General features: G+C 36.2%; 11 protein-coding genes. All 11 read left to right on the forward strand.

Annotated elements, in window-relative coordinates; all coding sequences use genetic code 11:
* Positions 1-59: 59 nt before the first annotated feature.
* The 11 genes from AAAT26_RS09245 (at position 60) to AAAT26_RS09295 (ending at position 13,253) form a co-directional block, all read left to right on the forward strand.
* Positions 60-1,253 (forward strand): O-antigen ligase family protein, encoded by a 1,194-nt coding sequence (locus AAAT26_RS09245; RefSeq protein ID WP_058948361.1) that lies wholly within the window; start codon positions 60-62, stop codon positions 1,251-1,253.
* A 245-nt stretch (positions 1,254-1,498) separates the two neighbouring features.
* Positions 1,499-2,938: an undecaprenyl-phosphate galactose phosphotransferase WbaP gene (wbaP, locus tag AAAT26_RS09250; protein ID WP_349209121.1), complete on the forward strand. Its 1,440-nt coding sequence runs from the start codon at positions 1,499-1,501 to the stop codon at positions 2,936-2,938.
* Positions 2,939-2,946: 8 nt separating this feature from the next.
* On the forward strand, positions 2,947-3,918 hold the full coding sequence (locus AAAT26_RS09255) for an acyltransferase family protein (protein ID WP_349209122.1): 972 nt from the start codon (positions 2,947-2,949) through the stop codon (positions 3,916-3,918).
* Positions 3,919-3,928: 10 nt separating this feature from the next.
* On the forward strand, positions 3,929-5,032 hold the full coding sequence (gene glf / locus AAAT26_RS09260) for a UDP-galactopyranose mutase (protein ID WP_349209123.1): 1,104 nt from the start codon (positions 3,929-3,931) through the stop codon (positions 5,030-5,032).
* Positions 5,033-5,093: 61 nt separating this feature from the next.
* On the forward strand, positions 5,094-5,852 hold the full coding sequence (locus AAAT26_RS09265) for a DUF4422 domain-containing protein (RefSeq protein WP_349209124.1): 759 nt from the start codon (positions 5,094-5,096) through the stop codon (positions 5,850-5,852).
* Between the two features lie 20 nt (positions 5,853-5,872).
* Positions 5,873-6,937 carry a glycosyltransferase family 2 protein gene (locus AAAT26_RS09270; protein ID WP_349209125.1) on the forward strand — a complete coding sequence of 355 codons (1,065 nt, stop codon included), beginning with the start codon at positions 5,873-5,875 and terminating at the stop codon, positions 6,935-6,937.
* 14 nt (positions 6,938-6,951) lie between these two features.
* Entirely contained in the window at positions 6,952-8,097 is a 1,146-nt protein-coding gene (locus tag AAAT26_RS09275; RefSeq protein ID WP_349209126.1) for a glycosyltransferase family 1 protein, read from the forward strand.
* A gap of 16 nt (positions 8,098-8,113) precedes the next feature.
* On the forward strand, positions 8,114-10,027 hold the full coding sequence (locus AAAT26_RS09280; protein WP_349209127.1) for a hypothetical protein: 1,914 nt from the start codon (positions 8,114-8,116) through the stop codon (positions 10,025-10,027).
* Positions 10,024-11,268 carry a flippase gene (locus AAAT26_RS09285; protein ID WP_349209128.1) on the forward strand — a complete coding sequence of 415 codons (1,245 nt, stop codon included), beginning with the start codon at positions 10,024-10,026 and terminating at the stop codon, positions 11,266-11,268. Before AAAT26_RS09280 ends, AAAT26_RS09285 begins: the two co-directional genes overlap by 4 nt.
* A gap of 22 nt (positions 11,269-11,290) precedes the next feature.
* Complete coding sequence (locus AAAT26_RS09290; protein WP_349209129.1) at positions 11,291-11,953, forward strand: hypothetical protein; 663 nt, start codon at positions 11,291-11,293, stop codon at positions 11,951-11,953.
* Positions 11,943-13,253: an O-antigen polymerase gene (locus tag AAAT26_RS09295; protein WP_349209130.1), complete on the forward strand. Its 1,311-nt coding sequence runs from the start codon at positions 11,943-11,945 to the stop codon at positions 13,251-13,253. Before AAAT26_RS09290 ends, AAAT26_RS09295 begins: the two co-directional genes overlap by 11 nt.
* The last annotated feature ends 6 nt before the right edge of the window (positions 13,254-13,259 follow it).

Consider the following 13,259-nt stretch of genomic DNA (forward strand, 5'->3'; position numbering starts at 1 on the left):
TGTAAACAGTAACAATGCTTGATTATTAAATAATATGAATAAGGGATAAGGGAGTTAGTATGAAATCTTGGATACTTAACAATGCGGAAATGGTACTAACGATACTCATTTCGATTATGATATGTATGACACGGTCATCTATGGCTTTTGGGAATTTGATGTATGGTCTCATTATTTTGATGACCTTAATAACTTGTTGGTATAGACGACATGAAATCTCTGTACCACAATCGATACGCCAATATGGATGGGCTTATTTAGTGATGTTGCTGTGTGTATTGCCATCAGCATTTATAAGCGATGATATACTAGTGACGACCAAATATTTCTTTAATATTTGGGTTTGGAAGGTATTAATCATCGTACCAATCCTGTTATGTATTAAAAGTTCTCGCAAATTATACACCATATTATCAGTATTTTTTGTATATATGGGCATTGATGCTTTATCTGCCTTTGTACAATATTTACTAGGATATAATGTAGGTCCAGGAGGTCGCGCAGGTGGCGTTATTCATGGCTCTATGATGGGACTAGCTATGTTGTTAACATTAGCTTTTCCATTAGCTTTAATTGTTGCCTATGATAAAAGATTTCCTTCGTATGTAAGAATATCAGCTGTATTTTCTTTGTTTGGTATGTTATTGGGAATGTGGGGAAACCAAAGCCGAGGTTCCTGGTTATTTAATGGAATTAACGGCGTACTGATTACATTGCGCTATTGCTTTGTTAATATTCGCTATATATTAGTATTATTTGTGACTGTTGTAGGCATAGGATATGCATTTACTAGTAATCAATCTTATATGGAGCGTTTAGAAAGTACTTTTAATATAACTAGTGATGGTTCAAATTTAGGCCGTATCTATGTATGGAAAGCCGATAAGCAAATGATTTTGGATCATCCCATTATAGGTGTTGGTCCTGGCTTATGGGGAAAAAAGTATGCAGAACAATATCAATTAAAGCAGGAAATGCAAAATTTAGGACATTCTCATAATAATATGTTACAAATAGCTTCTGAATCTGGCATATTAGGACTTATTGGTTTCTTAGGATTCTCAATTTTTACAATCTATAAATCAGTAAAAAATTATATTATGTCTGCAAATCCTTATGATTTATCAATTATTGTTGGTTTTATTAGTTATTTATTTTTATTTGGATCTGTTGATTATACTTGGGGTAACTCATCTGGTATTCGAATGTTTTGGATTGTTATGGGGATAATGCTTCAATTGCGAGATAATTGAGAATGATATAGTCTTTTAGAACGTAATTGACTACTATTTAATAGACAATAAAGTATAATTTAAATAGGCATAAAAAACAAAGAACTATATAAAAGATAGGTGAAATCTATGTTTTTATAGTTTTACATATTTAAATATGATACAATATATGTAAATATTGGTACATTGTATTCGTATGATAGAGAGGTTGTTTTCTTGAAAATATATTGAGAAAACAATCTTTTTTTATAATTTGGGGTATTAGTATGAATAGTTCTATCTGTAATAACAATAATAAAAAGTTATTTATTAGTAAGCTTATAGTGCTTATAGCAGATTATATTGCTATTGTTTTGGGGACATTAGCAGCCTATTATTTGCGTTTAAACTTATCAATTTTACCGGTAAGTTCAAATTTTAAGGTAGAAGAAATTTACGTATATGGTGTTGTGCCTATCGTATTTTTATCAATATTGCTTCTTAATAATGCCTATTCCATAGTATCTCCCTATTGGGATACTATGAAAAATTTATTTCGCAGTATTACCATAGGGGTTGTCGTATCTATTGTCCTCATGTACACGGGCCATGTAATTAATGATGTGTCTCGTTTATTTGTTGCCTTTGCTTATATATGTATGCTCGTCTTTATCTTTAGTGAGCGTTTTATTGTAGGAAAAATACTTTCAAAAGCAGGATATTTAACAATTCCAATCCTTCTCGTTGGGGCGGGGAAGACTGCAGAACTTGTAAAGAGGTCTTTAGATCGCATGCCGATTACTACCTATAAGATTATTGGTTATGTAGATGATAATCCTAAATCATTATCCATTGCTAAAGAATACCCATGCCTTGGAGTCTTTAAAGATGTAGAAAGCGTTATTAAAGAAACAGGCGTTCAAACAGTGCTCATCTGTGCGCCAGGTCTTGAGTCTAAAAAATTAGTATCTTTGATTAATCGATTACAAGTATTAGTAAAACGTGTGGCCTTTGTTCCTGAATTATTTGGTTTACCTACTAGTAATATCAGTGCTCGTGGCATGATGGAAGAACAAGCCGTCATATTGCGTGTACAAAATAATCTAGCACGCAAGTCTAACCGTGTTTTCAAACGTATTTTTGACATTGTAGCTACCGTATGTGGTGGTATTTTGATTTTACCAATTCTCGGTATCATTGCTATATTGATTTACTTGGATTCTCCAGGACCTATCGTATTTGGGCATAAACGTGTTGGACAGGGTGGAAAATTATTCCTTTGTTACAAATTCCGATCTATGGTACCAAATGCGCAAGAGGCTTTGGAGCAATATTTGAAAGATAATCCAGCTGCTCGTGAAGAATGGGAACGAGACTTTAAATTGAAAGACGATCCTCGGGTTACAAGAATCGGAAAATTCCTTCGAAAAACAAGTCTTGATGAATTACCACAGTTATGGAATGTTCTTGTTGGGGACATGAGCCTCGTAGGGCCAAGACCTATTGTTCGAGATGAAATTGTAAAATACGGCGATTATATTAATGACTTTTACCTTGTACCACCAGGAATTACTGGTGTTTGGCAGGTAAGTGGTCGTAGTGATACCACCTATGAAGAACGGGTGTTAATGGACTCTTGGTATGTTCACAACTGGTCCGTGTGGATCGATATTGTATATCTGTTGAAAACTGTGTTGGCTGTCGTTAAATCGAAAGGGGCCTATTAGGCGGTATTATGAGAGATAGTAGTTTTGACATTATGAAGGGGATTGCAATTTTGCTTGTTGTTTTGGGGCATTCTGTTCCAGACCAAGCAAGTGTTAATGGTATTGCTAGTTATCCTTTATATTTGATGCGAACTATAATTTATAGCTTCCATATGCCTGTATTTTTCTTTGTATCTGGCTATTTTATGCATATACCTTTGAAAGAGGGCTTCCAAAAATTCGTAAAAGATAAAAGTATACGGTTAATGGTTCCTTATTTCACTATTGGTTTATTGTATTTTCCCTTCAAATTAGCTTTATCAAAATTTGCAAGTCAGCAAATAGATCCACAAAATATATGGAAAATTTTTATTGGTATTAATCCTGATGGGGAACTATGGTTTTTATATTGTTTATTCTTTATATCAATCCTTATTGGATTATTGGTTAAACGTGTAAATTGGGGTTTGCTAATTATTTCTTTCATAATTGGTATCTTTTCTGAAAAAATTAATATTTTCTCTATGCCAATGATATCAGAGATATTATACTTTCAATTTTTCTATATTTTGGGCCTATATATAAAGAAATATGCGCTATTGGATTATATGAAATCTATAGGAATAGTCCTTACATCTATGGTGATTTTTAGTGTAGGTAATTATGCATTACTACATGATATTAATGTGTTTAAAATACTTACTCTTATAACAGCAGTATCCGGGATTACTATTACATATTATATAGCTAATCAAATCTCATTTAGAATTAGCTTATATAAAACACTTTTGTTTTTTTTAGGTACAGTCTCCATGGATGTTTATATCTTTAGTGATATTGTTAAAATTCCATTTAGAATTGTACTTTGGTCTAAATTAGGATTGTATTATGAAGCCTTTATTGTTTGCTTCTTAGTATCTATAATTCTATCTATCTTGATAGGTTATATTTTAAGAAAAAATTATTATTCACGATTGCTATGTCTTGGTATGAAAAAATAAGGATATATATATGAAAAAACAATTTGATTATTTAGTAGTTGGGGCAGGCCCATTTGGTGCTGTATTTGCCCATGAAGCGCACAAGCGAGGTAAATCCGTACTCGTCATCGATCGTCGCAATCACATAGCAGGTAATTTGTATTGTGAAAGCAAAGATGATATCAATATTCACGTCTATGGCGCTCATATTTTCCACACATCCTTGAAACATGTGTGGGATTATGTTAATCAATTTGCTGAGTTTAATCACTATGTAAATAGCCCTGTGGCAAATTATAAAGGTGAGATGTACAACTTGCCCTTCAATATGAACACATTCTCTAAAATGTGGAATATTCGAACTCCAAAAGAGGCACAAGATATCATTACTAAACAACGGGCTGCTATTTCAGGGGAACCAAAGAATTTAGAAGAGCAAGCTATTAGCCTCGTAGGTACAGATATTTACGAAAAGCTCATCAAAGGGTATACAGAAAAACAATGGGGACGTAAATGTACAGAGTTACCAGCTTTTATCATTAAACGCTTGCCAGTGCGTTATACATACGATAACAATTACTTTAATGACCGTTTCCAAGGAATTCCTATTGGCGGTTATACTAAGATGATTGAACGCATGTTAGAAGGCATCGAAGTGCGCTTGGGCGTAGATTTTCTCAAACATCGCGATGAATACGAAGCCTTGGCAGAAACGATTATCTATACTGGTCCTATAGATGAATATTTTGGTTATTCTGAAGGGGTTTTAGAGTATCGTGGTCTTTACTTTGAAACTGAGCGTCTCGAAGAGGAAAACCATCAAGGCGTTGCGGTGGTGAACTATACGGAAGGTGAAATTCCGTATACTCGTATCATTGAGCATAAGCATTTTGAGTTTGGAACACAGCCCGTTACGTATGTAACAAAAGAATATCCAAAGGACTGGGAAATCGGTGAAGAAGCGTATTATCCAGTAAATGATGTAAAGAACTTGGATCTATATGCTAAATATGTTAAAAAGGCTGAAACGATTTCCAATGTTATCTTTGGTGGTCGTTTAGGGGAATATAAATATTACGATATGGATAAGGTCATTGCTAGTGCTTTATTATTAGTAGAAAAAGAGCTAGCCTGAACGAATTTTCATATGGTAGGTGAATCGACTAGAGAGTCAATACTCAAGTAGGAGAGTACTAGTGAATATTAAGATTTTAGTTGCCACACATAAGCAATATTGGATGCCAGAAGACCCCGTATATATGCCAATTCATGTTGGTCGAGAAGGTAAGGCTGATATTGGTTATACTGGTGATTATACGGGAGATAACATATCTTCAAAAAATGCGAACTATTGTGAGTTGACAGGCCTGTATTGGGCTTGGAAAAACCTTGATGCAGACTATATCGGTCTCGTTCATTATAGACGTTACTTTACGCGCAAAGAGGTTCGCTCTGTAGAGGCGAAAAAGGAGCAAATCCTTACTGGTGCTGAATGGGAAACATTACTTTCAGAATATCCTGTAGTAGTAGCAGATAAACGTAAATATTATATTGAATCTAATCGCTCTCATTATAATCATGCTCATCATAGCGACGGCCTTGATGCGGCAGAGCAAATCATCGCTGAAAAATATCCTGAATATAGCGCTGCTTTCACAAAGGTTTGCAATCGCACTTGGGCACATATGTTTAATATGTTCGTCATGCGCCGCGACTTGTTTGATCAATACTGCGAGTGGATGTTCTCTATCTTGGAAGAGATTGAACATCGCGTCGATATTTCCGATTACGATACATACGAAGCACGTATTTATGGTTTTGTAAGCGAAATCTTGCTCGACGTATGGATTGAAGCAAACAACATTAATTATAAAGAACAAAATGTATCCTTCATGGAGCCACAAAACTGGTTGAAAAAGGGGAGTTCCTTTGTGTTGCGTAAATTTGGTTTATAAAGTAAAGGCTAGGTATCGTTGTGAATCCAGTACTATCTATCATCGTTGCAACGTATAATGCGGAAAGGACAATTAAACAAGTTATTGACAGTGTATATTCACAGGCTGTTGACAGATCCTTATATGAATTGATTATTGTAAACGATGGTTCTAAGGACAAGACGAAGGAACTACTCGACACATTGGCTAGTTCTTATCCTGATATGTGCCTTACTATTCGTCATATTCCTAATGGTGGCGTATGTAATGCTCGCAATTATGGCATGTCCATTGCAGGCGGTGAATTTGTTACCTTTATGGACTCCGATGATTACTATGGTGAAAATATTCTTTCCTCCTTTTTCGATAATTATAACCAGCATCCAAATGTAGATTTTTGGAAATATGGCGTTGTTGAGCATTATATTGAGCATGGTGAAAGCCTTAGAGATAAGATAAATGGCGTAGAGGATTTTGTATCTAGTGATGCTACAGCTATCTTTCGGATGGCTTTAGAAATGGAATATATTCCGCTCTTTGGTTATGTGTGCAACGGGTTTTATAAACGGTCCATCATCAAAAAATATCATATTCAATTTTCAGCTGAATATATTATGGAGGATTTTATGTTCTCCTTTGAATATTTAACTTATGTTGAGTCTATGGGAACCATTCCTTATGTGTATTATCACTATATGCTTGACTTAGATAAGACGAGTTTATCTAAGAAATGGGAGCCCAAGTATTACGAAATGTATCGCTTGAAGGTCCAAACTATTCATCAATATATGCTTGATGCGGCCATTGATGATGTGTACTGTTACCAATTATTGAGTGTATTATACGTTAAGTACATGTATTCTGCGTTGGAGCGTATGGGCGCTGTTTCTTCGCTATATGGAAAATACAAATGGTTACAAGAGTTATGGCAGGACAATGTATATAAAGCCATGCAGCCTCATATGAAGGGCGGAGCCTCTCTTATTGGTATATTGTCTGGATTGTTAAAATATAAATGCAATTTAGGAATTATAGCTAGCACAGAGTGTATTTCCTTTGTGCGCCATCGTTTAAAAGGTGTATTTGCGAAGATCAAATCTAATTAGAAAGAAGCACGATTATGACAAACCGAGAATCCCGTGGATTGCGTGTGTTACAAGTGGGTATGACACGTAATCTAGGTGGCATAGAAACATATTTGATAGAACAATTTAGACATCTTGATAAAAGTAAAATTGATTATGATTTTGTGAACATCACAGGGGAGTATTCCATTTGTTATGACGATGAAATCTTAGCATCTGGTAGCAAGATTTTTAAGGTTGTTTCTAGACATAAAAATCCACTGCTCCATTATTGGCAGTGGTTTACTATACTATTACAAAATAAAGGCGTTTATGATGTGATCGTCTTGAATACGAATAGTTTGGAATACGTGTTCCCTCTCGTGTTGGGGAAGGTCTTTGGCATACCTGTTCGGGTTATCCATAGCCATAATTCAGGTTTTGAAAATAAGCAAGGTTTAGCCCGTCGTCTCTTGGTAGGAATGAACAAGAAATTACTCGCTTGGAGTGTTAATTTGCGCTTTGCATGTAGTAAATTTGCAGGTCAATGGATGTTTAAAGACAACCCATATCACGTTATTTACAATGCTATCGATATTAGAAAATATGATGCAAATCCAGTGGTTCGCAATGAAACTCGTCAATCCTTAGGATTACATTCGGAATTAACCTTGTTACATGTAGGGCGTTTTTCGTATCAAAAGAACCATAGTTTTTTGCTAGATATATTTAAGGAAGTGCATCAAAATCAGCCTGATTCTGTGTTGTTACTCGTAGGGGACACCAGCGAAGAGAGTGAATTCTTAACGGAAGTTAAGCGAAAAATCAAAGAATACGGTTTAGAGGATTCCGTTCGTTTACTAGGCAGACGAGATGATGTAAATAAAATCATGCAAGCTGCAGATGTACTGGTGATGCCATCTTTCTTTGAAGGTCTTACCGTTGTGGGCATCGAGGCACAAGCATCGGATTTGCCACTGCTTTTATCTGATACGGTGACTAAGGAATTGGGACTTTTACCATCTACTCAATTCATTTCATTAGAAGCCGGTCCAAAAGTGTGGGCTGAAACAATTGTAAATAGTAAACAACATAATAGACAGAGTCGTTATGAAGAATTAAAAGCAGCAGGCTATGATATTACAAACGAAACAGAACGTGTAGAGAAGATATTACTAGAAGCTTATCATGAGCTAGCATAATAATTGGGGAGAAGGAATGGAGTTAGCATTACAACAAGCCATCGATGTACATCCGGTCATTACATTTGATGTATATGATACGCTAGTATGTCGTGTTATCTATAAAGATAGAGATCTATGGCATTTAGTAGATCGGGAATACCAAAAGCGAAATCATGCAAAGCCCATTGGTTTTTATAAGAAACGGGAAGCAGCTGACCACGAGGCGCGTAAAACCTATCCGTACCGAGAGATAACGCTGGATGAAATTTACGAAGTCTTCGCTGATTTATATGGTCAGGAATTGGCCGATGCATGTAAGGCCCTTGAAATTGAATTAGAAATTAATTTAACTTTTTCCAATGATGAGGTCATAGAGGCCTATCAATACGCATTGCAACAAGGGAAAAAGGTATATATTATCTCCGATATGTATTTGACGGATACCATTATTGGACAGGTGTTAGAACACAATAAGATTTCAGGATACGATAAATTATTTGTGTCTTGTATATATCGCAAAACTAAACATGAACAGGGTGCCTTGTTTAGTGCTGTCTTAGAGGAAATTCAAGCAGATGCTAAAGATGTGCTGCACATCGGAAATGATGCTAAAGCGGATATTCAGCAGTCAAAAGCTGTTGGTTTAGATGCGTATTTAATCAAGCCTCCTAGTCGCAAATCGTATGTAAATGAAAGTAAGGCAAAGGGCGATTTAGATTATTCTCTTTTATATGGCTTTATTACGAAATATAATTCGCCTCAAACGCCAGATTCTTTGGCGTATCGCTTAGGTTTTGATGTGTTTGGTCCTATCGTTAAGGGCTTTATGGAATGGATTAAGGCATATAAGGATAGTTATAATCTTGATGCTATTCTGTTCTTGGCTCGCGATGGTTATGTGTTACAAGAAATTAGCGACCAAGAGGGAGAGTTGACTAGTTTCTACTCTTATTTATCCCGTCGATCTGTGGTAATTCCTATGATTCAATATCGACAGTCCTTAGAGGATATCTTGCGTCTATATAAATCTTGGCAGCCGCATATAACGCTTAATACCTTGTTTAATCGTTTGGGGATTCCTTATGATGCGGATGCTGTTTGTTCCGTTGGCTTAGGTGAAAGTTCTACCTTCACGCGCGCTGAATTGTCGCAAGATGAGCGTATCCAAGCTCTATACAGCCAAGTGCGATCAAAGGTATATTACAATTCACAAGAGCAAGGTCAGTTATTGTCTGATTACCTCAAACAGTATAAGGATTACGGTAGAGTTGGTGTTGTAGATCTCGGTGCTGGTACTATCGTATCTGCACTCCAGCAATATAGTACGATCAAAAACTATAACATTGATTGGATTCCTTTGTACTTACAAAGTAGTCATGAACCAAAGGATTCGTACATTGATGTTTCCCAAAACTATGAATTGCAAACGGCTTTGCGCTTAGGTTATATGTTCTTGGAGGTATTCTTCACGGCGCCACACGGCACGACTTTGGGCTATGAGTACAATGAAAAATATGAGGCTGTGCCTCTATTAGAGGAATACGAATATAGCTCTATGCCTGAGGCATATAAAAACCGTTTAACGGAGCTACATCAAGGGGCAAAGGATTTCTATCAGTTCTATCCGCTAGATATGATGCAATATGGCTCTATTGATGCGGACATGGTGATGACGAACTTTAACCAATTTGTGTTGCATCCTGATGATGAAGATGTAGCGTATTGGGGCCCATATCCAGTATATATAGACTCTTTTGAACCGATGGTTAAGAATAAATCCTTGTCCTCTTACTTAGGTAATCCTAAACAATTAGCTACGGACTTCAAGGATAGTATTTGGCCTGCAGGTTTTTTACACGCTTTGGGCGGTTCCAATCTATTGTTAGGTATATTAAATCATAGTAATCAACTGCGATTGTCTTTGAAAGATAAGTTGGTGAAGCGATGAAAATAAATTGGTCTTTATTGGAAAATATTGGCTCTTTGCTGACTGTAAAAGGACTCCAATATATTCTGAGCTTTATTACCTTTCCATACCTCGTGCGTGTTTTACACGTTGATGGCTTTGGTCAACTTGCCTTTGCAACGGGCGTAGTGCAGTATTTTTTGCTGTTCTCTAATTTTGGTTTTGACCTAAGTGGGCCGAAAAGTATTGCTCGCCACGATAGGGGACCGAAACGAGGTTTCTATTTTAGCTCCATCATGGGTGCTAAGCTTTTTATTCTCGCCATCATAACCGTTGTCTTTGGGATATTGATGTTTATCCTGTCTAAATGGTTTAACTATAATGCACTTCTCTATGGAGCGGTGTATTTAAACGTGATTGGTACAGCTCTACTCCCAATCTGGTTCTTCCAAGGCATACAGAAGATGCGTTATATCATTTTTGTAAGCATCTTAGGCCGTATCGTATCGGTAGCAGGTATATTTATCTTCGTAAATACTTTAGACGATATTGTATGGGCTGCCTTTTTCCAATCTATTACAAATGTGATTGCTGCGGTTTTCTCGTGGATTATCATCTACAAGGAATATCCAGATATTTTGATGAGAGTTAAATGGTGCCATATTAAAGCTGCCATCGAGGATAGTCTTCCCTACTTTGGCTCCATGGTCGCTATTAATCTCTATACTAGCTCCACTATCGTATTCCTTGGTCTAGTAACCTCCGATTACATTGTAGGTATCTATACGGCAGCAAACCGTATTATCGATGCTTTCAGAGGTGGCCTAAGTCCTGTAGTAGACGCATTATATCCATTTGTTAATAAAATCGCGAAGGAATCTAAGGCGCACGCTCAATCGGTATTGCGTAAAGCAATGATTATCTTATGTTCTGGTACATCTTTACTATGTATCGGTATTTTCTTAACTGCTAAATGGTTAGTTTATTATATTCTTGGACCGAGCTATGAAGAGTCCGTGTCTGTATTGCAAATATTGGCGTTCTTGCCACTAGTGGTCATTACGAGCAATATTTATGGTCTATTCGGCATGATCTCCTTTGGTCATCAAAAGGAATTTGTTACGATTTTAGTTCATTCTGCTATTTTAGATTTATGTATTGTGTTCCCATTGCTCTATTACATGGGTGCCGATGGAGCAGCATTAACGATGCTTTTAACAGAAATCTACGTACTCTACAGATGTATTAAATTCGTAAATGCTAGTGATTTTAGATTTTTATAATTCAATAAAGAAGTGAAAGCATATGAATACGTATATTTTAAACGACCTTAAACGAAAATGGTGGCAAATAGCCCTTGTAGGTATCATTTGTGCCATTTTTATCATGGTATCTCGCATTGTATTGGTAAAACCAACTATGGTGCATGGTCCAATCAATGCATCTGTCATCTTTACGGTAGATAATAAAACACCAAATGTAATGGTGAAAGAAGATCTTCAGTTGAGAGGTATGCTTCAATCTCAAAGCTTTATTATGGGCTTTGTAAAACAATCGTCCAACGATATTGATTGGTCTAAACTAAATTCTAATTGGGATATAATGGACGCCATAAATCAATTCAAATGGTTTCAACAACATATCTTTATAAATACGGAAGATCCTAAAATCTACGAGTTGTACATCATGTTTAATCCAAATGATGTTCAAGATCCAGATTATACTAAAGCTCACCTAGATATGCTGATTAGCCAATATATCAACTATGCCAATAGCAAGGTACAAGTTATCGATCCAAACTACTCTGTTCGTCTCGTGGATAAACGAATCGCAGAAGGGGACGCACAGTTCCAAAACGAAGGTTTCTTGCCTGTGAAGTACGGTATCATAGGCTTTATTTTAGGTGGCATGGTTATGACCTTGTTTGTTTCTGTAACAGCTGTAAGGAAGTATCGTTATGGTAGATAGCCAATTTTGGTTTATATCGCTGTCATTATCATCAGTTTTACTGCTGCTAGTGACGCTATATGCACTAGATTTTGATTTACTATCGCCTGTTATCGCCACTCAATCATCCCTAACAATTGCCAGTATCCTGTGCACCATTATGGTGAAGACTTGGCAATTGCCCATGCATGGCAGCACGGTGTTAATCCTCATTAGTGCCCAAATCGTCATGACCTTAGGTTCTCTCTATGTGGCCCATTGCCTTAACGATAGGCTCATGGTGAAAGCTAACTTATCCTCACAGAGCATGAGCGATGTGTATATTCCGATGTATCTTCAAGGTATATTATGGGTGTTGCTAACTATTATCGTAGGGTTAGCCGGTCATGAGATGTATACCTTAGCGGAGAAGGCGGGTAATACGAATGGTATACTCGGTATTGCCAGCTCTATTCGGCCCTATATAATGGCTGAAAGCTCAACTATCAAGCTATCCCGGTGGATGGCGTATTATCAAATCTTAGTGCAACAGATAACATATGTATCTATTTTTGCTTTTATTCAACGTACAGTCTTTAAGGCGTGGCGATGGAGCAATCTATGTTATTTAATACCTTTATTATTTTTCTTCCCCTTTGTCTATTTAACGACAGGAAGAATCTTAATTATCACACTTGTCATATTCATTTTTACTATTGTCGGTCATGCTATGTATCGCAAGTATGAAGGCTTTGAGTATGCGAAGAAATTGCTCACCGCTGCAGGGATATCCTTTTTATCCTTTTTTTTACTATTTGTAATTGTAGGTACTTTGTTTGGAAAAGGTATTAGTTCAAATTCCTCAGCTCTTGAGATTCTAGCCCATTATGCAGGAATATCATTGTCCGCTTTTGATGTGATTTTACAGTATCAATTAGTAGATTCTACATTGATTGGTCAAACACTATTTGTTGGACCTTATGCAAATCTAAATACTTTAGGTTTTGATTTACCTAAACCAAGTGTATTTTTGTTCTTTACTTATTTTAATAATATTGATACAAATGTATATACATCTCTAATGCGTTATTATCATGATTTTTCGTTTTTAGGCATGTATCTTTTTGCATTATTCATTATCTTAATCTATACGATTTTGTATTACGTCTGTAGGCAATGCAACAGTATTCCTATGATCTTGGCGTACGCTACATTTGTATATCCCCTATACTTGTTCTACGTAGATGATCGAATCTTTATAGACTTCTTTGGCACACAAATCATTTACGTAGTAGTGCTACAGTTTATTCTGATTAAATTGCTATATAAATATAAGGCGTAATCTTAT

The sequence above is a fragment of the Veillonella parvula genome, from assembly GCF_040094895.1.
Classification (GTDB): Bacteria; Bacillota; Negativicutes; order Veillonellales; family Veillonellaceae; genus Veillonella; species Veillonella parvula_L.